The following is a 23,117-nucleotide window of genomic DNA, read 5'->3' as shown; positions in this document are numbered from 1 at the left end:
GATGGACAACTTCATCGACCACGTCGTCATCGATGTCCGCGACCGCATGCCCGAAGGCGCCGAGGCCTGGCGCCGCCTCGGCTTCCAGCTGACGCCGATGGGCCGGCACAGCCTCGGCTCCGCCAACCACCTGGCGGTCCTCGGCCGCGACTATCTCGAACTGCTCGGCACCGACCTGCCGGGCGGCGCGCTCCGCCCCGACATCGCGCCCTATCCGGTCGGGCTGAACGGCCTTGTCTTCCGCACCGGCGATGCGGAGGCCCTTGCCACGGCCCAGCAGGCCCGTGGCATCCCGGTCGGTCCCGCCCAGGCCTTCCACCGCCCCGTCGACCTGCCGGATGGCACCAGCGGCGAGGCGCGCTTCAGGACCGCGCGCCTCGACCGTGCCGCCGCTTTCGACGGCCGGCTTTATTGGTGCGAGCACCTGACGCCGGAGCATGTCTGGCGTCCGGAATGGCAGTCGCATCCCAATGGCGCGCTCGGCGTCGCCCGCATCCTGCTCTCCGTGCGCGACCCGGAGCGGCAGGCGGCGCTCTTCCAGCGGATGTTCGGCACCGCTGCGGTGACCGAGGGGCCGGATGGCCGCGCCATCCTCCTCGCCGGCGAGGCAGTGGTGGAGGCCGCCCCGCATGCCGCTGTCGCCGCTGAACTCGGCGAGGCCGCGCCCAACCCGGCGGGCCGCGGCGACCGCATGGTGCTGCTCGGCCTCCGGGTCCGCTCCGTGGCGGAGACGGCCGCGGCGCTCCGCATCAACGGCGTGCCCTTCGGCGAGGCTCCCGGCCTGCTCCGCATCCCAGCCCGCGAGGCGACGAACACCACGCTCGACCTCATGGCGTGAGCGCGCGGGGCAGCGCCGTCTGCCCCAGCACCCAGCCCTCCCAGCGCCGGATCCACGGATCGTCGGGGATGAAGTCCGGCCGCGCTCCGTCCAGCACGCCGATCAGCCCGAGCAGGCCGATCACCGAGTCGAAGCGATCCTCCCCCGCCGCATCCGTCCCGAACCCGTCGGCGATGGCGGCCTTGAGCGCCGGCGCCGGCGACACCCGCCGTGCGGCCAGCGCGGCGAGCAGGGCCGGGGCCAGGGCTCGCCTCGGGCCTTGCGCCCGCTTGCTGCCGGCGAGCCGGAGCCCGCAATGGCGGAGCGCTTCCGCCGGATAGACCTCGGCCAGCACCGCCCGCCCCGGCGCCAGCAGGTCCCGCAGCCCGCCTTCGAAGGGCCAGAGCCGGATCGGCGCCCCCGCCGCCAGCGCGGGGACCAGCCAGTCCCGCCAGGCGCCGATCGCCGCCTTGCCCGACTGGTTGGCCCCGAGCGTCCAGAAGAGCGGCGCCCCCGCCGGCCGCTCCGCCGTCGCCCGGTCGCACCAGCGCGACAGCCCTTCCGGCCCCGCGAAGCCGAGCGCCGCCGCATGCGCCGCCCGCGTCATCCCCTTCACGCCCCGCGCCGGGTAGAAGGGCCGGTCGGGCGAGACCGTCTCGAGCCCCGCGCTCACCTCGAAGAACTGCGGCCTTGCCCCCAGCCCGCGCAGGAAATCGGGAAAGCCGGCCTCCGCCCGCTCCGCCGCATAGGCCCGCGGCAGGCCGAGCGGCAGGTCGAGCCCCAGCGCCACCATCCGGCCCTGGCCGATCAGGCCCTCGACCAGCCCCTCCAGCGCCCCGACCGGCCGCGGCGCCGCCATGCGCCAGCCTTCCCCTCCGCGCTCGGCCACTGATATCCACCGCTTGCGCGGGTCGATGCTCCAATCCGCATGGGCAGCGACCACGCCGGGGGAGGCTCGGTCATGCAGGAGTACAGCACCGGTTCGAAGTGGTTCCACTGGATCACCGTCGCCTTGCTGGCCCTCGCCTGGCCGGTCGGCTTCGTCATCAAGTACATTAAGGATGATGCGAAGATCCCCTTTTACAGCGTTCATGAATCAGCAGGTTTGACGATCCTGGGGGTCGTCCTGGTCCGGCTGGCCTGGCGCTTCCGCTATCCGCCGCCGCCGCTGCCGGATCGGGTGCCTCGGCCGCTGCGGCAGGCAGCGGCGGGGGTGCACCACATGCTCTACGCCCTGCTGATCCTCCAGCCCGTCCTCGGCTTCGTCGCCACCAATGCCTGGGGCTTCCCGCTACGCGGCGACACCGCCTATCTCGGCTTCATCGACCTGCCGAAATTCATGGAAACGAACGAGGTGCTCGCCGGCGCGGTGCAGACGGCCCATACCATCGGCGGCTATGCGATCCTGGCGCTGCTCGTCCTCCATATCGGCGGGGTGGTCTTCCACCAGGCCATCAGGCGTGACGGCATCCTGCAGCGGATGGTGGGTGGCCCGGCCTAGAGCGGCTTCTGAGCCCGCTCCAGCAAGCGACTGAAAAAACCGGATTTCTTGACGGGTTCCGCTGCCTCGACGGCCTTGGCGGCGGCGCGTTCCGCCTCGGCTTCCTTCGCCTTCAGCGCCAGCCACCTGTCGAGGCTCAGCCCCGCCTTTGCCGCCCGCTTCGCCTCATAGGCGCGCTGGCCCTCGGTCATTTTCCGCTGGTCCACGGTCCAACCCCACACTGGCCTTGAAGGCCGAGATGTGACGGAGACGGCGCCGGTCGGCAAGCAGGGGCTTGCCGGATGCGCCCGACTCCCGGCCTATGCGCCGGATGGAAGCGCGCGTGAAGGCCGGCATCTGGGTCTCGATGGCGCTGCGGCTCGCGGATATCGGCGGCCGCAGCGGCGCCATCCTGCGCAAGGGGGATCCGGATTCGGGCGGCATCCTCTGCGTGCTGCGCGGGCGCGAGGGGCTGGTCGTGCTCAGCCAGGTCCGCGACGCGGAAGGCCAGCCCGCCTGGCTGCGCGGGACCGGGCCCACCCCGGTCGGGGAGGCGGTGGCCGATGCTTATGTCGAACGGCAAGTGAAACGCGACCCGGATTTATGGGTTGTTGAGTTCGAGGCACCGGACCTGGTTCCACCTTTCGAGGGCAAACTTCTCTAGCGGTGATATTTCCTTCAGATCCAGCGCCTTGCAGGTCGGATTTCCTGCGTCGGCCGTCATGGCGGCCTGGAAAGCGCCCGAGGTCGAACCTATATCGCAATAACGTGTAGCCTATTAGACGCATCCGTGAGGTGCGTTGTTTCGCTTTCTGGTTTCAATCGTCGAGGCTTGGTCGCCGTCCACGTCTGACGCAGCGATCTGCCGATGTCTTTTACCGGAGGTCCCATGGCGACGCCCCGCCCCATCCTGATTGTCGAGGACGATGCCGCCTTGCGTTCCACCCTGGTCGAGCAGCTTGCCCTGGATGGCGACTTCGCCGCGGACGAGGCCGAGAGCGCGGGCGAGGCGGAGGCCAAGCTCGCCGATGCCAATGCCCGCTACGACGCGATTCTGCTCGATATCGGGCTGCCCGATGCCGATGGCCGCGACTTCTGCGCCAAGCTCCGCCGCGAGGGGCGGCAGATGCCGATCATCATGCTGACCGGCGCGGATGCCGAGGCGGACATCATCCGCGGCCTCGATGCCGGGGCGAACGACTACATCGCCAAGCCCTTCCGCCTGCCGGAGCTGCTGGCCCGCGTCCGCGCCCAGCTTCGGGTCTTCGACAACAGCGAGGATGCCGTCTTTACCATCGGGCCCTATCTCTTCCGCCCGAGCGCCAAGCTGCTGATGGAGCCAGCCCGCAACCGCAAGATCCGGCTGACCGACAAGGAAAGCGCGATCCTGAAATTCCTCTACCGCGCCGGCGGCAAGCCCGTGCCGCGGCAGATCCTGCTGAACGAGGTCTGGGGCTACAACAGCGCTGTGACGACGCACACGCTGGAGACCCACATCTACCGCCTGCGCCAGAAGGTCGAGCCCGACCCCTCCCACACCCGCCTGCTGCTGACCGAGGCCGGCGGCTACAAGCTGGACCCGGTGGCCGGCAACCCGCCGGCTTAGGGCAGGCTCCGGTCAAGGAGAGCCGCCCTGCCGGGCCGGTCTGCTCTCCTGAACACCAGGCCAGCGCGATCTCCATGCGCCATGGCGAAAGGAGGCGGGTCTAGCGGTCCGTCAGCCGCAGCTCGATCCGCCGGTTGCGCGCCAGCGCCTCCGGCGCGTCGCCGGGATCGAGCGGCTGGTTGTCGCCGAAGGCCGTCGCCGCCACACGGCTCGACGGCAACCCTTCGGCGATCAGCAGCTGCGCGACCGCGATCGCCCGGGATGCCGACAGCTCCCAGTTGCTGGCATAGCGCGGGCTGCGGATGGGCGTCCGGTCGGCATGGCCGTCGACCCGCAGCAGCCAGTTCACATCCGCCGGAATCCTGGCCGCCAGGTCCTGCAGCACCCGCGCGATCGCGCGGATCTGCTGTTGCCCGGCCGGTGAGAGGTCGGCGCTGCCGGGCGGGAACAACACCTCCGACTGGAAGACGAAGCGGTCGCCGACGATGCGCACATCCGGCCGATCCCCCAGCACGTCGCGCAGCCGGCCGAAGAAATCGCTCCGGTAGCGCTGAAGCTCCTCCACCCGCGCGGCGAGCGCCGCATTCAGCCGGGTGCCGAGGGCGCTGATCTGCGCATCCTTGTCCCGCCCCGCGCCCTCGGCGGCATCGAGCGCCGCCGCGATCCGGGCGAGCTGGCCGCGCAGCTCCTCGATCTGCCGCCCGAGCAGCGCCACCTGCGCCCGCGCGCTTTCGGCGAGCCGGGTCTGTTCGCCCGCCACCCGCTCGGCCGCCTGGCGCCGGTCCGCCTCGGCCGCCGCCGCCCGCTCGGCGGCGAGGCGCCGCTCCTGCTCGCTCCCGGCCGTGGCCTCGGCGGTGGTGCGGCGCTGCGCCTCCTCGCCCGCGCGCCGCGCTGCCTCCTGGGCCTGGCGCTCCAGCTGGTCGCGCAGCGCGGTCAGCGCCCGCACCTGCTCGTTGAGCCGGGCGACATCGGAGAGCCGCGCCTCGATGGTGGCGCGGTCCGCCGACACCTGCCGGTCGAGCGCCGCCATGGCCTGCTGCATGGCGGCAAGCTGGCGCTGGGCCTCCGTCAGCTGCCCCTGCGCCTCCTGCAGTTGCCGCCTCAGCCCGGCGAGCTCTTGCCGCGCCGTCTCCGCGGCGCCCCGCGCCTCACCGAGCTGCCGGTCGAGATCGGCGGCGCGCGTCTCCTGCTGCTGCCGCGCCGTGCGCTCGGCGGCAAGCGCGCGCGTCGCCTCGGTCAGCCGGCCGACGGTCAGCGCCGCATCGCCGCCCGTCGCCTCGGCCCGCTGTAGGGCATCCGCCAGCTGCCGCTCCAGCGCGGCGATGCGCTCCGGCGCTCCGCGGCTGGTGAGCTCCTGATCGGCGAGGCGGGCCGTCAGCTCGTCCCGCTCGCCCCGGGCCGCATCGCGCTCGCCGGAGAGCCGCTCCCGTTCCTCGCGCAGGTCGCGCAGCTGAACCTGCAGCGCATCCCGCGCCGCCGCAGCGCCGCGCAGCTCCTCTGCGGTGCGGGTGAGGGCGCTGCGCAGCTCGCTGGTCTGGCCGCGTTCCAGCGACAGCAGCTCGGCCAGCTCCGCCACCTGGCGGTTCAGCCGGTCGAGCGCCCGGTCGCGCGAGGAGAGGGCGACGGAAAGGAAGCCCTGCGCCAGGACGAAGACCAGGAGGACGAAGATGAGCACCATGAGGAGCGTCGAGAGCGCATCCACATAGCCGGGCCAGGCCTCGAGCCCGCCGCCTCCCCGTGCCCGGCGCCGGCCGCCCATGGCTGCCATTACCGTGACTGGTCCTCAGAAAGCGCTGCAATCGTGCGCGCCACAAGTTTGATTTCGCTGCGGATTTCGTTGGTCGCCTGCTGCCGTCCCTGGGCCACCTCCTCCACCAGCCGGGCGAGATGGAGGTCGGCGTTGCGCAGATGCCCGCGCAGCACCTCGTCGACCTGAGGCTGCGCCTGCGCATCCGCCAGCCGCGCCAGCACCGGGGCGAGCTGCGCCTGCTGCTCGGCGACGCGCAGCATGAGCGTCTGGCTCGCCCGCATCTGGTCGGTCAGCGCGGTCAGCCGCTCGGTCAGCGTCAGCATCGCCTGGCCGGTCTGCGCCCGGCCCTCCTCGCCGCGCGCCAGGATGCGCTGGAGCCCCTCGAGATTCTCCGCCGTCTGCTCCAGCAGCGCCTGCACATAGGCCGGCACGCTGCCCATCGCCTCGCCGCCCGCATCGCCGAGCACGCCGGAGGAGAGGCGGGTGATGCCCGCCAGCCATTCCTCCAGCTCGTTATAGAAGCGGTTCTGCGCCTGCCCCGCCGTCAGGTCGAGGAAGCCGAGCACCAGCGCCCCCGCGAGGCCCAGCATCGAGGAGGAGAAGGCCGTCCCCATGCCCCGCAGCGGCTGCGCCAGCCCGGTCTTGAGCTGGTTGAAGAGCTGGTTCAGGTCGCCCGACCCGACCGACATCCCCCCGATCACCTCGGAGACCGACCCGATGGTGAGCAGCAGCCCCCAGAAGGTGCCGAGTAGGCCGAGGAAGATTAGCAGCCCGGTCATGTAGCGCGACAGCTCCCGCGTCTCGTCGAGGCGGGAGGCGATGCCGTCCAGCACGCTCCGCATGGCGGGGGCGGAGAGCGACAGCCGCTCCGACCGCCGGGCCGAGAACATGCTCGCCATCGGCCCGAGCAGCCGCGGCGCCGGCTGGGCAGGCGCCCCGAGCCTCGGCGCGCGGAAATGCTCGAGCCAGGCGACCTCCGGCTTCAGCACCAGCACCTGGCGCAGGTTCCAGGCGATGCCGATCGCCAGCACGCCGAGGATCAGCCCGTTCAGCAGCGGGTTCGCCGCAAAGGCGGTGGCGAGCTGCGGCGCCAGCAACAGCCCGACGCCGAGCACCACCGCGAGGAAGACCAACATGCGCCAGAGGAAGCGGAGCGGGGGGGTCATCGGCTTAACCTCGTCGCGCCGGCGGCGGTTCGGGCGGCTGGATGTCGACGGCATCGAGCGCCTCGCCGGTCCGGCCCATGGGGCGGAGGTCGATCCGCGTCGGTGCCAGCCCGCCGGCCGCGAGCGCCTGCTTCACCGCGATCGCCCGCGCGAGGCTGAGCCGCCGGGCCGCGGAGATGTCGGAGGCGGAGGCCGAGGCCTGGGCCGTCACCGTCACCCGGCCGGCCGGGCCGGCCGCGATCCGCCGCCCGAGATCGGCGAGGCTTCCCTCGGCCCCCTGCGGCAAGGCCTCGGCCCCGGCGGTGAAGCGCAGCCGTGCCCCGCCATCCGGCAGCGCCTCCAGCCCGGCCGGCAGGCCGCGCAGGACGGGCCCGCCCGTGGACGGGGCAGGAGGCGCCTGAGGCCCGCCGAGCTCGGCCGGGCGCGGCGGCACCGCGGCGGGCAGGGCAGGCATGATCTCCTCCGCCTCGGTCGGCTGGGCCGCGGCCGGAGGCAGGCTGGCCAGCAGCCAGAAGACGAGGGCGAAGCGCGTCACTTCACCAAGTTAGGGCATGGGCCATGCCGAGGTCCATGCACGGCCGTCAGCCGGACTGACGCTGGCGGCCTGCCTCGGCGGCGGCGATGCCCTCCGCCACCACCTCGCGCAGCTTGCCCTGCAGCGCCTGGTTGCCGGCGACGACATTGCCCTCGGCGTAATAGGCCTCGCCGCCCTGCGGGTCGGTGACGAAGCCGCCGGCCTCCCGCACCAGGACGAGGCCGGCCGCGATGTCCCACCGCTTGAGGTTCAGCTCCCAGAAGCCGTCATAGCGGCCGGCCGCGACCCAGGCGAGGTCGAGCGAGGCCGCGCCGAAGCGCCGGATGCCGGCGACATGCGGCATCAGCCGGGCGAGGGTATGCGTGAACTCCGCCCGCCGCGGCGCGGCGGCGAAGGGGATGCCGGTGGCGAACAGCGCCTCGCGCATGTCCTTCCGCCCGGAGACGCGCAGCCGCCGGTCGTTCAGGAAGGCGCCGACGCCCCGCTCCGCCCAAAACATCTCGTTGGCAGCCGGGTTGTAGACGACGCCGGCGACAAGCTCGCTCCGCCCGTCCTCCAGGCGCTTCTCGATGCCGACGCTGATCGACCAATGCGGGATGCCGTGCAGGAAGTTGCTGGTGCCGTCGAGCGGGTCGACCACCCAGCGCCACTCCCAGTCATCCGAGCCGTGGGTGCCGCTCTCCTCCATGAGGAAGGCGAAATTGGGCCGCGCCCGGCCGAGGTCCTGGCGGAGCGACTGCTCCGCCCGCATGTCGGCCTGGGAGACGAAGTCGCCCGGCCCCTTGGCCGAGACCTGGAGCTGCTCGACCTCGGCGAAGTCGCGCAGCAGCCGGCGCCCGGCCTTCTGCACGGCGGAGACGACGACGTTGAGCGCGGGGGAGAGCCGGGCAGGGGAGGCCAAGGCGGATGTCCTTCCTCAGCCCTTGGCCCGCTCCACATAGGAGGCGTCCTCGGTGCTCACCACGATCTTCTCGCCGGTGGTGACGAAGGGCGGCACCATAGTCTTCACGCCGTTCGACAGCATGGCCGGCTTGTAGGACGAGGCGGCGGTCTGCCCCTTCACCACCGGGTCGGCTTCGACCACCTCGAGCACCACCTGCGGCGGCAGCGTCATCGCCACCGGCTCGCCCTCGATCAGCCGCACGCCGACGGTCATGTTCTCGACCAGGAAGGGCAGCCGGTCGCCGAGGATGTCCTTCGGCACCGAGGTCTGCTCATAGGTCTCGGGGTCCATGAGGATCAGCGTGTCGCCCTCGGCGTAGGAATAGGTGAAGTCCTTGTCCTCGGTCATCAGCCGCTCGACGGTGTCGGCGGTGCGCCAGCGCTGGTCCTTCTTCGCGCCGGTCTTGATGTTGCGCATGTCGACCTGGATGATCGCGTTGCCCTTGCCCGGGATCATGATGTTCTGCTTGAGGATGGTGTAGCGCTGGCCTTCGAACTCGATGACCATGCCGGCACGCATCTGGTTGGCTTGCATCTTTGCCATGGGGCGGGACCTGACGTCTGAAAGGGCGGAATGAGCAGCGGCGCGCCGACGGGGCCGGCGCGCTGACCGGCCGGGGTTTAGCCGGCAAGCCCGGTCCTGGCAACCTCGCCCGCCGTTCCGCCCTTGGCGCGGCGGACCGTCAAGGCCATGTGATCCGCCGGCCGGCCGCCTTGCTTTTATCACGCCGGCGCAAGCGATAGCGTGCCGCCCGGCCTTGGGCCGCGGCCGTACCGAGACCGGAGAGCGCACAACCCGAGACCAACCCGGAGGGGAAGATCGATGAGCTATGCCGAACGCCTGCAGCACTGGAACCGCCTGTATGACCAGGCGCCCGAGGACTTGCGGTTCAACGTCGTGGTGGGCGCCGTCGTGCTCATCGGCGCCATCAACATGTGGCTGACGGTCGAGATCGGCTTCCCCTTCGCCTTGCTCGTCCTGCTCGCCATCGTCGCCATTGCGGCGGTCCGCCTGCCGCATGCCATGGGATGGATCCAGGCGCATCCCGAGCAGCCCGGCCGGGCGCAGATGCGCATCGAGGGCGCCGACAGCATCTATCGCTGGAACCTCTGGTATGACGGGCTGAGCGAGCCGCAGCGCGCCGCCGTGCTGCTCGTCATCCTGCTCGGCGCCGGCATCATCAACATGCTGCTGACGATCGGCAACGGCTTCCCCTTCGGCGTGCTCTTCCTGCTGGCCATCCTTGCGCTCGTCGTGATCCGCGGGCCCTATGCCGCGGGCTGGCTGGTGCCGCCGGCCGAGGCGCGGCTGAGCTCCGCTCCGCAGGCGCCGCTGCTGCAGCAGGAGCCCGCAGCCCCGCCCGCCGTCAGCCGCCAGGTCGAGGCGCAGCCGATCCCGCGCGATCAGGCGCCTTCATAGGCCGGCCCGAGCGGCACCTTCCCGGCGCCGCCTGGCCGTTCCTGCACATAGGTCGGCCAGGCGAGGCCGCTGATCCGCCCGCGCAGCGCCCTGAGCAGCGCGCGGCCCTCTTCCACCGGCACGGCGAAGCGGGCCGTGCCCGGCGCCGGGTCCAGCTGGTGGAGGTAATAGGGCTTGATCCGTGCCCGCAACATGGCGCGGAACAGGCCCTCCAGCGCCTCGGCGCTGTCGTTGACCCCACGCAGCAGCACGCTCTGCCCAAGCAGGACGACGCCTGCCCGCTGCAGCCGCGCGAGCGCCGCAATGGCGGCCGGCGAGAATTCCCGCGCGTGGTTGGCATGCACGCAGAGATAGAGCGGCGTCCCGATCGCCCCCAGCGCCTCAGCCAGCGTCGCAGTCACGAGGTCGGGCGCCGCCACCGGCACGCGGCTGTGGATCCGCAGCAGCTCGATATGCGGCATCGCCGCCAGCCGCCCGAGGATGGCGCCAAGCCGCCGCGGCGAGAGCATCAGCGGGTCGCCCCCGGTGAGGATCGCCTCCCGGACCGCGGGCGTCCGTGCGAACCAGCCGAGCGCCGCCTCCAGCACGGCCTCGCCCAGCACCCCGCCATCGGCGCCCACCGCCTCGCGGCGGAAGCAGAAGCGGCAATAGACCGGGCAGGCGAGCAGCGGCTTCAGCAGCGCCCGGTCCGGGTAGCGGTGCACCACGCCCTTGACCGGGGTGAAGGGCGCATCCGCCGTCGGATCCTCCAGCTCATGCGGCGCCGTCAACAGTTCGCTCGGGTCGGGGATGTATTGCCGCGCGACCGGGTCCGCGGGGTCGGCCCGGTCGATCAGCTTGGCGACCGCCGGCGTGACCGCGATGCTGTAGCGCTCGCCGACCCGCGCCACGGCCTCCACCGAGGCGTCGGGCAGGAGCCCAGCATCGGCGAGATCGGCGGCGCTACGGAGGGTTCGGGCGGACATGATGCGGTGGGACCTAATCCCTGGCATGCTCCGCGGCAATGCCCCCCTTGCCGCCCTGGCTCCCGGAAAGCCTCGCCAACCGGCTGCCCTTCCTCCGCCGCCGCGCTGTGCTGACGGCTGCGACCCGCGACTTCTTCACCGCCCGCGGCTTCACCGAGGTGGAGACCCCCTGCTTGGTGCCCGTGCCGGGGATGGAGGTGCATCTCCAGGCCTTCCGCAGCGAATATGTCCCGCATCTCGGCGTCGGCACGCGGCGGACCCTTTGGCTGCGCACCTCGCCCGAGCTGGCGTTGAAGCGTCTGCTCGTCGCCGGCGCCGGCCCGGTCTTCGAGCTGGCCCGGGTCTGGCGCAATGGCGAGGCGAGCCCGCGCCATGCCCCCGAATTCACGATGCTCGAATGGTACGCCCCCGGCCTCGGCCTCACCGGGATGATGGATCAGGCGGAGGAGCTCATCCGCGCCACCTGCCCGCCCCGCGTCAGCCACGAGGGGGTTGAGACCGACCTGACGCTGCCCTTCGAGCGCATCACCATGGCCGAGGCCTTCGAGCGCTGGTGCGGCGGCCTCGACATCCTGGCGACGGAGGGCGATGCCGAAGCTCTCGGCGCCGCCGCCCGCGCCATCGGCAACCCGCCGCGGCCAGGGGAGGAGTGGGAGGACCTCTTCTTCCGCCTGCTGCTGGAGCGGGTCGAGCCACGGCTCGGCCGCGGCCAAGCCACCTTCCTCACCCATTGGCCTGCGCCCCAGGCCGCGCTCGCCCGCCGCGATCCCGCCGACCCGCGCGCCGCGCTGCGCTTCGAGCTCTTCGTCGCCGGGATCGAGCTCGCCAATGCCTTCGACGAGCTGACCGACCCGGTGGAACAGCGTGCCCGCTTCATCGCCGATACCGAGGCCCGCCGCGCCCAGCACCCCGGCGAGGCCTGGGACATCGACGAGGATTTCCTCGCGGCGCTGGAGCAGGGCATGCCGGAGGGCAGCGGCATCGCCCTCGGCTTCGACCGGCTGGCGATGCTGGCCTGCGGTGCCCGGCGAATCAGCGACGTGCTGTGGCTACCCGCGCTGCCCTGACCGCCTCCGGCAGGGAGAGGGCGAAGCTCGCCAGCGAGGCGAAGGTCACCACCTGGCAATAGGCGCAGAGCGCCCGGTTCTCCGCCCATTCCTCCTGGCCGAGCTTCAGCGCGGTGAGCGAATCCCAGCCCGTCTTGGCGGCCAGGGTCAGCGGCAGGGCGGGCATCTCCCCCGCCCGGTCCCGCCCGCCGGCGGCGGCGAGCGCCGCGGTGACGCCATAGGTGACCAGCATCAGCGCCCCGTCCGGCGTCTGCAGCCGGCTGTAGCCGTAGTCGGAGGCATCGACCCGGCTTGAATCGAAGGGCCCCGGCGGGTCCGGCAGCCGCCGGATGCCCCCATCTGGAACAGGGTAACGATCTACGCGGCCAGCGTCCCCAGCAGCGACGGGCCGAGGGTTCGGCGGCGCCGCCGCAGCTCGGGCCCCTAGCCGAGCCGCAGCTCGCGCGACAGGAGGCGAGGAGGAAGGGCCATGGCGCTACCTCTTGTGCGTGTTGACGCCGCCATCCGCCTCCGGGCGGTGGCCGCCCTTCAACCGGTCGGGCGTGCCCTTCGGCCCATGCGCCTGGGCCCGGCTGCCATGCGGCCCGCTATCGTCCGGCTGTCCGAAACTCGCACCGGCATCCGGATCGAGCGCCATGCGCTGCGCCAGCTCCGCCTCGTTGACCATGGCCTCCGCCGCCTGCGCCGCCGGCAGCGACAGCCGCACCAGCCCGCCCTCGAGGCTCGCTACCAGCTTGCGCGGCAGGAAGCGATGCTGTCCCGCCTCGGCCCGCGTCAGCTTGATGTACTCGCCTGCGATGCCGTCCACCGTGCCGACATTCCGCCCATCGCTGCCGATGACCGGGGTGTGGTCCGGGATCTCGCCCCCGGCGAGGTCTGCCGCATTCGCCATGGATATCCTCCTGCCATCTTGCGCAGGGGAACGGGCGGGGAGGGGCCGCGGTTCAGTCCGCCGGGGCATGATCCGCGATCAGTGCGGATCATGCCCCGCAGGTTGCCCTGTCGTGTGAGTCACGCCTCCGGCCGTGCCGGCCTCTGGCGATCACGCTCCGCCTCCTCCTTCCGCAGCCGATCCAGCATCGCCGGCGCCAGCTCCCGCGGCAGGAAGTAGAAGACGAAGACATAGGGGTCCGAGGCGCCGAAGACGGAGGGGTCGGGGCTGGCCACCTGCATCGTCGCGCGGTCGAACTCGGCCATCGGGCGCCACTTGCCCCAATCCTCCCAGAAGGCGTCATAGCCGAGGGCGTCGAGGAAGGCCGGCACCGCCCAGGTGCTGCCCGCCCGGTGCCGCTCCTCGATCTCGACGGAAAGGACGGGGCGGCAGCGCCGCAGCGTCTCCGCCCCGCCGCGCAGCACCTCGTACTCCGCGCCCTCGGCATCGAGCTTCACCGCCGTCAGATCCTCGAGCCCAAACTCGTCGAGCCGCCGCAGCGGCACCGCGACCTGCCGCTCCCCGACATGCGGCCCGAAGCGGTCATAGCTCTTGGCCATGCTGGCCCATTGCTCGTTCGCCACGCCATCGACGACCGGCAGCCGCAGCACCGCCTCGCCCGTCGCATCCCCAAGCGCCTCCTGCCGAAGCGTCACATGCGCAAGCCCGCCCGCCGCCGCGCGGAGCCGGGCGAAGCTCTCCGGCAGGGGCTCGAAGGCCAGCACGCGCGAGTCGGGCAGCGCTGCGAAGGGCAGGGTGAAGCCGCCCTCATGCGCCCCGACATCCAGCAGCGCTCCCGGCCGGTGAAGCACGCGATGGAAGTCGAGCTCGTTCATGATCGCCGTATCACAACGAAAGGGGTTGGGTCCGTTACGGGGCAGGGAAGCTGTGGTCGAGGCTTTTCCCGATGAGTGCGGTCAGCGTGGGAGTTGCCTGCCGCGGTGGTGGCACATGGGCCCGGAACTTTTCCCGGGATAGGAAAACACAGGAGAAAGCTGATGAAGCAGCAGTGACGCGGTGCAAAGACGTCATCATGACAGCGCCTGAAGCACTTTCGAGTGCAGAGGCGAAGGCGGCATTTACGCTGGCTGCAGGGACGACTGCCTAAGCCGCCTCGGAGATGGCCCGATTCATCGCCCGTACTCCGGCCGCCGGTCCCTCCGGATGGTTCCAGACCGCGCCGACGACCGCAAGGAAGTCCGCCCCCGCCTGCACCAGCGGCGCGCAGTTGGCCGCCGTGATGCCGCCGATGGCGACCGAGGGCAGCTCGAAGAATTCCGACCACCATTCGAGCAGCTCGGTACCCGCCCGGTGCTTCGCCTCCTTGGTCGAGGTCGGGAAGAGGGCGCCGAAGGCGACGTAGTCGGCGCCGATCTCCCCCGCCTTCATGGCGAGGTGCCTGCTGCCGTGGCAGGTGATGCCGAGCGTCCGGTCCGGCCCGAGGAGCCGCCGTGCCGCCCTGTGATCGCCATCCTCCTGGCCGAGATGGGCGCCGTCGCAACCGAGCTCGACCGCCAGGTCGGCCCGGTCGTTCATCAGCACGGCGACGCCGCGGGACTGCGCCACGGGCAGCAGCGCCTCCGTCGCGCGGCGCACCGCATCGTCATCCGCATCCTTCAGCCGGATCTGCAGCGCGGCGACGTCGCCCGCATCCAGCGCCTCCGCCAGCCGCGCCGAGAGCCCCGCCGGCTCGAAGGCCGGTGGGGTGATCAGGTAGAGGCGGCAGCCGGTCTCGCTCAGGCGGCCGGCCCCTTGTAGATGCCGATGATGTCGGAGAGCAGCTGCAGCGCCTCCGCCTTCGGCCGCTGGAAGGTGTTCCGCCCGATGATGGAGCCGTTGCCGCCGCCGGCATGGATGCCGCGCGCCATCGCCATCATGCTGTCGACCGTCCCCGATTCGCCGCCGGAGAAGACGACGAGCCGCCGCCCGCTGAAGCAGGCCTGCACCACATGGGTGATCCGGCCGGAGAGCTCGGCCAGGTTCGGCACCGGCGACTTCTCGTAGGTCTTCTTGGCGGCCTCGAGGAAGATCGCCTCGGTCGGCGGCTTCACCTTGATGATGTGCGCGCCCATCAGCGCCGCCATGTGGGCGGCATAGGCGCAGATGTCGAGCGCCGTCTCGCCCACCTTGTCGAGCATCGGCCCGCGCGGATAGGACCAGACGACGACGGCGAGGCCGGCGGCCTTCGCCTCCTCCGCCAGCTCGCGCAGCTCCTCCATCATCTCGAACTGGTATTCGGAGCCCGGATAGATGGTGAAGCCGATCGCCGAGCAGCCGAGCCGCAGCGCGTCGGAGACGCTGCCGGTGACCGCCTGGTCCTTGGTGGTCGAAAGGCTGTTGGAGCTGTTGACCTTGAGGATGGTCGGGATGGCGCCGGCATAGCTCGCCGCCCCCGCCTCGATCATGCCGAGCGGCGCGGCATAGGCGTTGAGCCCCGCCTCGACCGCCAGCTCGAAGTGGTAGCGCGGGTCATAGGCCGCCGGGTTCGGCGCGAAGGAGCGGGCCGGGCCGTGCTCGAAGCCCTGGTCGACGGGCAGGATGACCATGCGGCCGGTGCCGCCGAGCTTCCCCTCCATCAGGATGCGGGCGAGGTTGGCCTTGGTCCCCGGATTGTCGCTCTCGTACCAGGAGAGGATGTCCTTGACCTTGCGGGAAAGCTTCATTGGGGGTCCCTTCTCAGCCGTGTCGTCGCGGGCGGCGCGTCCTGTAGCGCGAGGTTGCGCCCCTGTCACCCGGCGGAGCATAGCCAATGCGCGAGCTTGTTGCGCCCGCCGGGCGATGTGAGGTCGATCCGGCCCGCATCGAGCGCCGGCGGCGCCTCCGTCCGAAGCTCGGCGCCGCATTCCTCGGCCGCCGCCGCGACGGCGCCGGAGGCAGGGCAGGGGGCCAGCACCAGCCGCCGCAGCCCGGCCCGCAGGGCGGCCAGGGCCAGTCCCGGCGCATCGGCGCAGTCGAGCATGACCTCATGCGGCACCCCCGGCCGCGCCGCTGCCGCCACCAGGGCGAGGAAGGCGCCGGGCGCCATCCCCGGCGCCGAGAGCAGCGTCACGCCCCGCGGCCCGGCGAGCGCCAGCGCCGCCTCGGCCTCCATGCGGCCATGGACGAGGACGGCCGGCGGCAGCGCCGCCCCCGGCATTCCCCCTGGCCGTTGACCCGCCCCGGCACCCATGCGAAGGCTTCCAGCACGCCGGGGGGGCTGCGTCCAGCGCGCTGCCGGCGGCGATGGCGGCCTGTAGGAGAGGCATGAGCGACAGCGCGAGGGATCCGGTCGGGGCGGTGGCGGCACGCCTGGAGGCGGCGGTGGAGCGGCTCTCCGAGGCCTTCACCCGCGCCCGCCCGCCGGCCGCCGAGGGCGACATGGTCCCGCGTGCCGAGGTCGCCGCCATGGCCGAGCGGCTGGAGGCGACCATCGCACGGCTGCGGGGGGCGCTCGCCGAGGAGCTCCGGCCAGAGGGGCTGCCAATGGGGCTTCCAGAAGGGCTGTCGGAGCCGCCGCAGGGCGAGCCGGGTTGAGGGGATAGCGCGTGGGGCAGGTCACCGTCCGGGTCAATGGCTACAGCCACACCATCGGCTGCAAGGATGGCGAGGAGGGGCATGTCCTCGCCCTTGCCCAGCAGATCGAGGACAAGGTCCGGCTGATCCGCAACATGGGCGGGCAGTTCTCGGAGGCGCGCATGCTGCTCCATGTCGCGCTGCTGCTGGCCGATGAGGGCGGCGACCTGCGCGCCGAGATCGACCGGCTGCGCAGCGGCCAGCCCGTGGGCACCGACCCGCAGCTTGCCGACCGCCTGGCCCGCATCGCCGAGCGGATCGAAGGCCTGGCGCAGACGCTCGACCGCGGCACCTAGTCTCCGGGGTCCGCAGCGCCTATATGAATGGGGCGGGGCTACCCGGTGCGTCAGGTAATTCATCCCCAGGGCCAATAAGCATCCTCCGGGAGCTGGCTCTGTCCGGATCTTGGTCCGGGTACCCGGTGCCCACCTGCTCACGCAGGCCTTGGGAGGATGAGACGCCGACGGCCATGGTGGCTCCGCACTCAGACAGCACTGCATTCTGCGCCGAACTGCTCGCCGGCCTGAAGTCCGAGGCCCGCCGCGCCGCCCTGGCGCGGCGCGAGGGCTGTGACCCCGGTCTCGGCGCCAAGCTCGCCGACCATGTCCTGGCGGAGGCCTTGCCCCCCCCCGGTGCCGTGGTCGCCGGCTTCTGGCCGATGGGGCCGGAGATCGACATCCGCCCGCTCCTCCACGCGCTCGAGGCACGCGGCCATGCGCTGGCCCTGCCGGTGACGCCGCGCCGCGGCCAACCCCTCGTCTTTCGCCGCTGGCGCTTCGGCGCGCCGCTCGCCCGCGGCCCCATGGGCACCAGCCAGCCGGCCGAGGGTGAGCCGGTCACGCCCGACTGGTTGCTCGTCCCGCTGCTGGCCTTCGACCGCGCCGGCCGGCGCCTCGGCTATGGCGGCGGCTATTACGACCGCACGCTCGCCCGGCTGCCCGGGGCGACCGCCATCGGCTGCGCCTATGCCGTGCAGGAGGCGGCGGAGGTGCCGGCCGGCCCCGAGGACTGGCGGCTGCCGATGGTGGCGACGGAACAGGGGCTGGTGCGATGCGGGGCGTGACCGGTTGAGAATCCTCTTCCTCGGCGACATCGTCGGCCGCAGCGGGCGCGATGCCCTGACGGCGAAGCTTCCCGGCCTCCGTGCCACGCTCCGCGCCGACCTCGTCGTGGTGAATGGCGAGAATGCCAGCCACGGCTTCGGCCTCGCGCCGGAGATGGCGCGCGCCTTCCTCGCCGCCGGTGCCGATGTCATCACCCTCGGCAACCATGCCTGGGACCGGAAGGAGATCATCCCCTATCTGGAGACCGAGCCGCGCATCATCCGCCCGGCCAATTTCCCGCCCGGCACGCCCGGCCGCGGCGCCATCCTCGTCGACGTGCCCGGCAACCGCCGCGCCCTGGTGATGAACGTCATGGGCCGCCTCTTCATGGACGCGCTGGACGACCCCTTCCGCACCGTCCAGGCGGAGTTGCAGAAGCACCGCCTCGGCCAGACCATCCACGCCGCGGTGATCGACGTCCATGCCGAGGCGACGAGCGAGAAATACGCTTTCGGCCACAGCTTCGACGGCCTCGCCAGCCTCGTCATCGGCACCCATACCCATACGCCGACGGCGGATCACCAGATCCTCGCCGGCGGCACCGCCTACCAGACCGATGCCGGCATGTGCGGCGACTATGACAGCGTCATCGGCATGCAGAAGGGCGGCGCCGCGCTGCGCTTCTGGCGCAAGATGCCGGGCGAGAAGCTGGCGCCCGCGGAGGGCGAGGCGACCCTCTGCGGCCTCTTCGTCGAGACCGACGACGCGACGGGCCTGGCGACGCGCGTCGAGCCCATCCGCCAGGGCGGCCGCCTTTCCCAGGCGATGCCGGGCGTCTAGGGCGGTTTCCGTTCGCATAGGCTCGCGGAACCCGCCCCGGCTTGTCGTTGGATCGAGCAAACTTCGAACAGGTGCTTCCACCTGATCGGGGTTTGCTCTAGCGCGGCGCGAGGCTGCCGCGCATCTCGTCGAGGATCGCCGGGTCGTCGATCGTCGGCGGTACCACGTAATCCTCGCCATCGGCGATCTTCCTGAGCGTCGCCCGCAGGATCTTGCCGCTTCGCGTCTTCGGCAGCCGCGACACCACCTTGGCATCCTTGAAGGCGGCGACCGGCCCGATCCGCTCGCGGACCATCACCACCAGCTCGCGCGCGACCTCCGCCTCGGTCTTCGCCACCCCGGCCTTCAGCACGACGAGGCCGAGCGGTACCTGCCCCTTGAGGGCGTCCTTCACCCCGAGCACCGCACATTCCGCGACATCCGGATGCGCCGCCAGCACCTCCTCCATCGCCCCCGTGCTCAGCCGGTGCCCGGCGACGTTGATGATGTCGTCGGTCCGCGACATCACCGAGACATAGCCATCCGCATCGATGACCCCGGCATCGGAGGTGTTGTACCAGCCGGGAAAGGCCTCGAGATAGGCCTCGCGGCACCGCCCATCCGCCTGCCACAGCGTCGGCAGGCAACCGGGGGGCATGGGCAGGCGGATGGCGAGCGTCCCGGTCTCGCCGGGCGGCTGCGGCCGCCCCGCATCGTCCAGCGCCGCCACCTCATAGCCGGGCGAGGGCTTGCCGCCGCTGCCGTAGCGCGGCGGGAACAGGCCGAGCCCGCGGAAATTGCCGGTGATCGGCCAGCCCGTCTCGGTCTGCCACCAATGGTCGATCACCGGCCGCCGCAGCAGCGCCGCGGCCCATTCGGCGGTCGGCGGGTCGCAGCGCTCGCCTGCGAGGAACAGCGCCTCCAGCGCCGAGAGGTCGTGCCCTGTCATCAGCCGCCCCTCGGGGTCCTCGCGCTTGATCGCCCGCATCGCGGTCGGCGCGGTGAACATGGCGTTCACCCGGTACTGCGCGCAGACGCGCCAGAAGGCTGAGGCGTCCGGCGTGCCGACCGGCTTGCCCTCGTAGAGCACGGTCGTAGCGCCGGCCAGCAGCGGCGCATAGACGATGTAGGAGTGCCCGACGACCCAGCCGACATCGGAGGCGGTGAACATCACGTCGCCCGCGCCGACGCCGTAGAGCATCCGCATGGAGTTGTGCAGCGCCACCGCATGCCCGCCATTGTCGCGGACGACGCCCTTCGGCTTCCCCGTTGTGCCGCTGGTGTAGAGGATGTAGAGCGGGTCCGTTGCCGCCACCGGCACGCAGGGATGCGCCACCCCCGCTGCCTCCGCCTCCAACAGGTCCTCGTCCCGGCCGGCGACGAAGCTGCAGTCGAGCTCCGGCCGCCTGAGGATCAGGCAGCGCTCCGGCTTGTGCGGCGACAGGCCGATCGCCGCATCGAGCAGCGGCTTGTAGGCGACGACCCGCCCCGGCTCGATCCCGCAGGAGGCGGAAATGACGAGCCTCGGCCGCGCATCCTCGATCCGCGCCGCCAGTTCCGCCGCCGCGAAGCCGCCGAAGACGACGGAATGCACCGCCCCCAGCCGGGCACAGGCGAGCATCGCCACCGCCGCCTCCGGCACCATCGGCAGGTAGATGACCACCCGGTCGCCCTGGCCGATGCCGCGCGCGGCCAGGGTGCCGGCGAGCTTCGCCACCCGGCCGAGCAGCTGGTCATAGGTGTAGGTCACGCTCCGCCCGGTGACCGGGCTGTCATAGTGCAGCGCAGGCTGCGCCCCGCGCCCCGCCGCCACATGCCGGTCGAGCGCGTTGTGGCAGGTGTTCAGCCGAGCATCGGGGAACCATCGCCCATAGACCCCGGCCGCGGCATCGAAGATTCGGTCCGGTGCCCGCTCCCAGTCGATGCCCTGCGCCGCCTCGCGCCAGAACCCCTCCGGATCCGCCTGCCAGCCGGCATAGGTCGCGTCATAGCCCTGCATGGTTTCGCTCCCCGTTTGCCGCGAGCCTCGCAAGCGCGCGGCCTGGCGGCAAGCGGGCATAAAGAAAGGCGCCGGGGTTTCCCCCGACGCCCGTTCTGGCCGGCTCGCCCTTCTCAGCGCGCCGTGGTCGAGCTGTCGTCGAAGATGTCCCGGTTCTTCGTCTCCGGCACGAAGAAGGCGCCGATGACGACTGTGAGCGAGGCGATGATGATCGGGTACCACAACCCGTAATAGACATCGCCCGTCTGCGCGATCATGGCGAAGCTCGTCGCCGGCAGTAGCCCGCCGAACCAGCCATTGCCGATATGGTAAGGCAGCGACATGGAGGTGTAGCGGATGCGGGTCGGGAAGAGCTCGACCAGTGCCGCGGCGATCGGCCCGTAGACCATGGTGACGTAGATCACCAGCAGCGTCAGCACGCCGATCAGCACCGCCGGCTGCTCGCGGAAGATGTCGAAGGGGTTCGCCATCTTCACGACCGTCGGGTTGGAGGCCGCCGGGTAGCCCGCCGCCGTCAGCGCCGCGCCGAGGTCGCGGGCGAAGGTCGGCGAGTTCGCCGGCATCACCTGCCCGCCCTGGATGCGAACGCCGGCCACGGTGCCGGGCGCCGCCTCCTCGACGGTGTAGTTGACCGAGGCCCGGGCCAGCGCCGCCTTGGCAACGTCACAGGGCTGGGTGAATTTCGCCGTGCCGGTCGGGTTGAACTGGAAGGAGCAGGTGCTCTTGTCGGCGACCACCTGGACCGCGATCTCGCTATGCGCCTTGTGCAGCGCCGGGTTGGCCTCCGCGCTCAGCAGCTTGAAGAGCGGGAAGTAGGTCAGCGCCGCCAGCAGGCAGCCGCCGAGGATGATCGGCTTGCGGCCGATCTTGTCGGAGAGCCAGCCGAAGAGGACGAAGCCGCCCGAGCCCAGCAGCAGCGACCAGGCGATCAGCATGTTGGTGGTGAAGCCGTCGACCTTCAGCACGCTGCCCATGAAGAAAAGCGCATAGAACTGGCCGGTGTACCAGACCACCGCCTGGCCCATGACGAGGCCGAGCAGGGCGAAGAGCGCGACCTTGGCGTTCTTCCACTGGCCGAAGGCCTCCGACAGCGGCGCCTTGGAGCCGGTGCCCTCGGACTTCATCTTTTTGAAGGCCGGACTCTCCTCCATCTGCATGCGGATCCAGACGGAGATGCCGAGCAGCAGGACGGAGACGAGGAAGGGAATGCGCCAGCCCCAGGCCCGGAAGGCCGCATCGCCGACCGCGAGCTGGGTGAAGAGGATCACCAGCAGTGAGAGGAACAGGCCGGCCGTCGCCGTGATCTGGATGAAGGAGGTGTAGAAGCCCCGCCGCCCGTTCGGCGCGTGCTCCGCCACATAGGTCGCGGCGCCGCCGTATTCGCCGCCGAGCGCCAGGCCCTGCAGCATGCGGAGGATGATGAGGATCACCGCCGCCGCGATGCCGATATCCGCCGAGGTGGGCAGGATGCCGACGATGAAGGTGCTGGCGCCCATGATCACGATGGTCATGAGGAAGGTGTATTTGCGTCCCACCAAGTCGCCGAGCCGGCCGAAGACCAGTGCGCCGAAGGGCCGCACCAGGAAGCCCGCGGCGAAGGCCAGCAGGGCGAAGATGTTCCGGGTCGCCTCGTTGAACATCGGCTGCCCGTCGGCGCCGAGCGGGTTGAAGAAGTTCGCCGCGATCACCGCGGCCAGCGAGCCGAAGAGGTAGAAGTCGTACCATTCGAAGACGGTGCCGAGGGAGGAGGCCAGGATGACCTTCCGCTCCTCCTTGGTCATCGGGGCCGCCTTGGCCCCGGCACTGGAGACTGCCGTATGCGCGCTCATTTCCTGCCCTTTCCCCCCTGGCCATTCGGCACCGAAGACACGCCGGGCGACATGCCGGGAAGGGGCCCGGCTGCCGTCCCCGGGCGCCATATCGCGCAGCCTGGCCGGGATCAACTGTTAACAGGATGGCAACGGCTGCGGGGAAAGGCAAGGCAAGTCCCGGCCTGGGCGCAAGTCCCTGGCGAAATGGGCGGATGCCCCGCTCATTCCGGCCCCGGCGGGCCGCCCCCGGGGCGCCGCTGCCCCGCGCGCTTCATGGACGAGGCATGGATTTGCCGTCACCTATTTGGTGACAAAGGCCTTCTCGAGAACGTAGCTGCCCGGCTCGTTGTTCGATCCTTCGACGAACCCGCGCGCCTCCAGCAGCGCCTTCACCTCGGCATTCATCGCCTCGGACCCGCACAGCATGACCCGGTCCTGCTCCGGCGAGAGGGGCGGTAGGCCGAGATCGGCGAATACCTTGCCCGATTCGACCAGGTCCGTGATCCGCCCCCGGGTCTGGAAGGCCTCGCGCGTCACGCTCGGGTAGTAGAGCAGCTTGCCCGCCAGCATCTCGCCGAGAAATTCATGCCGCGGCAGCTCCTCGCTGATGAGTTGCCGGTAGGCCAGCTCCTTCACCTCGCGCACCGTATGGCAGACGACGACATGCTCGTAGCGCTCGTAGACATCCGGCTCGCGGATCAGCGACAGGAAGGGGGCGAGGCCGGTGCCCGTCGCCAGCAGCCAGAGCGTCTTGCCCGGCAGCAGGTTCTCGGTGAGCAGCGTCCCCGTCGGCTTGCGGCCGATGACGACCGTGTCGCCCGGCTTGATGTGCTGCAGCCGCGAGGTCAGCGGCCCGTCCTGCACCTTGATCGAGAGGAATTCCAGCTCCTCGTCCCAGGGCGGGCTGACGATGGAATAGGCCCGCACCAGCGGCTTGCCTGCGACCATCAGCCCGATCATGGCGAACTGTCCGGCGACGAAGCGAAGGCCCGGATCCCGGGTGCAGCGGAAGGAGAAGAGCCGATCGGTCCAATGATGGACCCAGGTCACCGTCTCGCCGGCAAAGGCCGGGGGGATGGCGGGTTTCGGGCTCGGGGCGATGGCGTCCATGGCCCCGCTACATGCTGCGCTGCGATGAAAAACGCAACCGGCGCCGTGAAATGCCTGCCATGCACGGACGAGATCGGCCTTTTCGCCAACCGCCCCCGCAGGCA

General features: G+C 71.2%; 27 protein-coding genes and 1 other RNA gene. 11 read left to right on the top strand and 17 right to left on the bottom strand.

Going from position 1 to position 23,117, the window contains the following annotated elements:
* Position 1: 1 nt before the first annotated feature.
* Positions 2 to 838 carry a VOC family protein gene (locus AC5JJ1_RS23475; protein WP_495787532.1) on the top strand — a complete coding sequence of 279 codons (837 nt, stop codon included), beginning with the start codon at positions 2 to 4 and terminating at the stop codon, positions 836 to 838.
* Here AC5JJ1_RS23475 and AC5JJ1_RS23470 read toward each other — a convergent pair.
* On the bottom strand, positions 828 to 1,676 hold the full coding sequence (locus AC5JJ1_RS23470) for a hypothetical protein (RefSeq protein WP_495787531.1): 849 nt from the start codon (positions 1,674 to 1,676) through the stop codon (positions 828 to 830). The genes AC5JJ1_RS23475 and AC5JJ1_RS23470 overlap by 11 nt on opposite strands.
* Positions 1,677 to 1,778: 102 nt before the next feature.
* Here AC5JJ1_RS23470 and AC5JJ1_RS23465 point away from each other — a divergent pair, with 102 nt between their 5' ends.
* Positions 1,779 to 2,318, top strand: a complete 540-nt coding sequence (locus tag AC5JJ1_RS23465; RefSeq protein WP_495787530.1) for a cytochrome b — start codon at positions 1,779 to 1,781, stop codon at positions 2,316 to 2,318.
* Here AC5JJ1_RS23465 and AC5JJ1_RS23460 read toward each other — a convergent pair.
* A complete protein-coding gene (locus AC5JJ1_RS23460) occupies positions 2,315 to 2,509 on the bottom strand; it encodes a hypothetical protein (RefSeq protein ID WP_495787529.1) in 195 nt (64 codons plus the stop codon). The genes AC5JJ1_RS23465 and AC5JJ1_RS23460 overlap by 4 nt on opposite strands.
* 119 nt (positions 2,510 to 2,628) lie before the next feature.
* Here AC5JJ1_RS23460 and AC5JJ1_RS23455 point away from each other — a divergent pair, with 119 nt between their 5' ends.
* Positions 2,629 to 2,961, top strand: coding sequence for a DUF1491 family protein (locus AC5JJ1_RS23455; protein ID WP_495787528.1), 333 nt, complete (start codon positions 2,629 to 2,631; stop codon positions 2,959 to 2,961).
* Between the two features lie 225 nt (positions 2,962 to 3,186).
* Positions 3,187 to 3,903 (top strand): response regulator transcription factor, encoded by a 717-nt coding sequence (locus AC5JJ1_RS23450; RefSeq protein ID WP_495787527.1) that lies wholly within the window; start codon positions 3,187 to 3,189, stop codon positions 3,901 to 3,903.
* A 100-nt stretch (positions 3,904 to 4,003) separates the two neighbouring features.
* On the opposite strand, the gene AC5JJ1_RS23445 is transcribed toward AC5JJ1_RS23450, so the two are convergent.
* Genes AC5JJ1_RS23445 through efp form a run of 5 tightly spaced genes read right to left on the bottom strand, consistent with a single transcriptional unit; the run spans position 4,004 to position 8,840 of the window.
* Complete coding sequence (locus AC5JJ1_RS23445) at positions 4,004 to 5,662, bottom strand: peptidoglycan -binding protein (RefSeq protein WP_495787526.1); 1,659 nt, start codon at positions 5,660 to 5,662, stop codon at positions 4,004 to 4,006.
* Positions 5,663 to 5,670: 8 nt separating this feature from the next.
* The gene (locus tag AC5JJ1_RS23440) at positions 5,671 to 6,819 is read right to left on the bottom strand and encodes a flagellar motor protein MotA (protein WP_495787525.1); all 1,149 of its coding nucleotides are present in this window, start codon (positions 6,817 to 6,819) and stop codon (positions 5,671 to 5,673) included.
* Between the two features lie 4 nt (positions 6,820 to 6,823).
* Positions 6,824 to 7,354 carry an OmpA family protein gene (locus tag AC5JJ1_RS23435; protein WP_495787524.1) on the bottom strand — a complete coding sequence of 177 codons (531 nt, stop codon included), beginning with the start codon at positions 7,352 to 7,354 and terminating at the stop codon, positions 6,824 to 6,826.
* 46 nt (positions 7,355 to 7,400) lie between these two features.
* A complete protein-coding gene (locus AC5JJ1_RS23430) occupies positions 7,401 to 8,255 on the bottom strand; it encodes an inositol monophosphatase family protein (protein ID WP_495787523.1) in 855 nt (284 codons plus the stop codon).
* 15 nt (positions 8,256 to 8,270) lie between these two features.
* The gene (efp, locus tag AC5JJ1_RS23425; protein WP_495787522.1) at positions 8,271 to 8,840 is read right to left on the bottom strand and encodes an elongation factor P; all 570 of its coding nucleotides are present in this window, start codon (positions 8,838 to 8,840) and stop codon (positions 8,271 to 8,273) included.
* Between the two features lie 279 nt (positions 8,841 to 9,119).
* On the opposite strand from efp, the gene AC5JJ1_RS23420 reads away from it, so the two are divergent.
* Positions 9,120 to 9,716, top strand: coding sequence for a hypothetical protein (locus AC5JJ1_RS23420; RefSeq protein ID WP_495787521.1), 597 nt, complete (start codon positions 9,120 to 9,122; stop codon positions 9,714 to 9,716).
* Here the strand turns inward: AC5JJ1_RS23420 and AC5JJ1_RS23415 are convergent.
* Positions 9,701 to 10,681: a lysine-2,3-aminomutase-like protein gene (locus AC5JJ1_RS23415; protein WP_495787520.1), complete on the bottom strand. Its 981-nt coding sequence runs from the start codon at positions 10,679 to 10,681 to the stop codon at positions 9,701 to 9,703. The two genes, AC5JJ1_RS23420 and AC5JJ1_RS23415, sit on opposite strands and share 16 nt — an antisense overlap.
* A 47-nt stretch (positions 10,682 to 10,728) precedes the next feature.
* Here AC5JJ1_RS23415 and epmA point away from each other — a divergent pair, with 47 nt between their 5' ends.
* Positions 10,729 to 11,748, top strand: coding sequence for an EF-P lysine aminoacylase EpmA (gene epmA, locus AC5JJ1_RS23410; protein WP_495787519.1), 1,020 nt, complete (start codon positions 10,729 to 10,731; stop codon positions 11,746 to 11,748).
* Here the strand turns inward: epmA and AC5JJ1_RS23405 are convergent.
* From AC5JJ1_RS23405 to AC5JJ1_RS23380, 6 genes are all read right to left on the bottom strand, one after another.
* The gene (locus AC5JJ1_RS23405; RefSeq protein WP_495787710.1) at positions 11,714 to 12,070 is read right to left on the bottom strand and encodes a vitamin K epoxide reductase family protein; all 357 of its coding nucleotides are present in this window, start codon (positions 12,068 to 12,070) and stop codon (positions 11,714 to 11,716) included. The two genes, epmA and AC5JJ1_RS23405, sit on opposite strands and share 35 nt — an antisense overlap.
* A 153-nt stretch (positions 12,071 to 12,223) precedes the next feature.
* A complete protein-coding gene (locus AC5JJ1_RS23400) occupies positions 12,224 to 12,640 on the bottom strand; it encodes a DUF2171 domain-containing protein (protein WP_495787518.1) in 417 nt (138 codons plus the stop codon).
* 119 nt (positions 12,641 to 12,759) lie between these two features.
* Complete coding sequence (locus AC5JJ1_RS23395) at positions 12,760 to 13,515, bottom strand: FkbM family methyltransferase (RefSeq protein ID WP_495787517.1); 756 nt, start codon at positions 13,513 to 13,515, stop codon at positions 12,760 to 12,762.
* Between the two features lie 268 nt (positions 13,516 to 13,783).
* The gene (gene thiE / locus AC5JJ1_RS23390; protein WP_495787709.1) at positions 13,784 to 14,419 is read right to left on the bottom strand and encodes a thiamine phosphate synthase; all 636 of its coding nucleotides are present in this window, start codon (positions 14,417 to 14,419) and stop codon (positions 13,784 to 13,786) included.
* Positions 14,416 to 15,342 carry a class I fructose-bisphosphate aldolase gene (locus AC5JJ1_RS23385; RefSeq protein ID WP_495787516.1) on the bottom strand — a complete coding sequence of 309 codons (927 nt, stop codon included), beginning with the start codon at positions 15,340 to 15,342 and terminating at the stop codon, positions 14,416 to 14,418. Before AC5JJ1_RS23385 ends, thiE begins: the two co-directional genes overlap by 4 nt.
* A gap of 65 nt (positions 15,343 to 15,407) precedes the next feature.
* Positions 15,408 to 15,848: a hypothetical protein gene (locus AC5JJ1_RS23380; protein ID WP_495787515.1), complete on the bottom strand. Its 441-nt coding sequence runs from the start codon at positions 15,846 to 15,848 to the stop codon at positions 15,408 to 15,410.
* Positions 15,849 to 15,922: 74 nt separating this feature from the next.
* Between AC5JJ1_RS23380 and AC5JJ1_RS23375 the strand changes: the two genes are divergently transcribed.
* The 5 genes from AC5JJ1_RS23375 to AC5JJ1_RS23355 all read left to right on the top strand — a co-directional run bounded on the left by AC5JJ1_RS23375 (position 15,923) and on the right by AC5JJ1_RS23355 (position 18,114).
* Entirely contained in the window at positions 15,923 to 16,192 is a 270-nt protein-coding gene (locus AC5JJ1_RS23375) for a hypothetical protein (RefSeq protein ID WP_495787514.1), read from the top strand.
* 11 nt (positions 16,193 to 16,203) lie between these two features.
* Positions 16,204 to 16,527, top strand: coding sequence for a cell division protein ZapA (locus AC5JJ1_RS23370; RefSeq protein ID WP_495787513.1), 324 nt, complete (start codon positions 16,204 to 16,206; stop codon positions 16,525 to 16,527).
* 32 nt (positions 16,528 to 16,559) lie between these two features.
* A non-coding RNA gene (ssrS, locus tag AC5JJ1_RS23365) (6S RNA) lies at positions 16,560 to 16,714 on the top strand.
* Positions 16,701 to 17,294, top strand: a complete 594-nt coding sequence (locus tag AC5JJ1_RS23360) for a 5-formyltetrahydrofolate cyclo-ligase (protein ID WP_495787512.1) — start codon at positions 16,701 to 16,703, stop codon at positions 17,292 to 17,294. Before ssrS ends, AC5JJ1_RS23360 begins: the two co-directional genes overlap by 14 nt.
* A gap of 4 nt (positions 17,295 to 17,298) precedes the next feature.
* Positions 17,299 to 18,114, top strand: a complete 816-nt coding sequence (locus AC5JJ1_RS23355) for a TIGR00282 family metallophosphoesterase (protein WP_495787511.1) — start codon at positions 17,299 to 17,301, stop codon at positions 18,112 to 18,114.
* A gap of 97 nt (positions 18,115 to 18,211) precedes the next feature.
* On the opposite strand, the gene AC5JJ1_RS23350 is transcribed toward AC5JJ1_RS23355, so the two are convergent.
* From AC5JJ1_RS23350 to AC5JJ1_RS23340, 3 genes are all read right to left on the bottom strand, one after another.
* Entirely contained in the window at positions 18,212 to 20,092 is a 1,881-nt protein-coding gene (locus AC5JJ1_RS23350; protein ID WP_495787510.1) for an AMP-binding protein, read from the bottom strand.
* Positions 20,093 to 20,205: 113 nt separating this feature from the next.
* Positions 20,206 to 21,873 (bottom strand): MFS transporter, encoded by a 1,668-nt coding sequence (locus AC5JJ1_RS23345; RefSeq protein ID WP_495787509.1) that lies wholly within the window; start codon positions 21,871 to 21,873, stop codon positions 20,206 to 20,208.
* A 330-nt stretch (positions 21,874 to 22,203) separates the two neighbouring features.
* Entirely contained in the window at positions 22,204 to 23,013 is an 810-nt protein-coding gene (locus tag AC5JJ1_RS23340; RefSeq protein ID WP_495787508.1) for a ferredoxin--NADP reductase, read from the bottom strand.
* Positions 23,014 to 23,117: the final 104 nt, after the last annotated feature.

This window comes from Belnapia sp., assembly GCF_059504005.1.
This window is presented reverse-complemented; position numbering and strand designations above follow the sequence as displayed.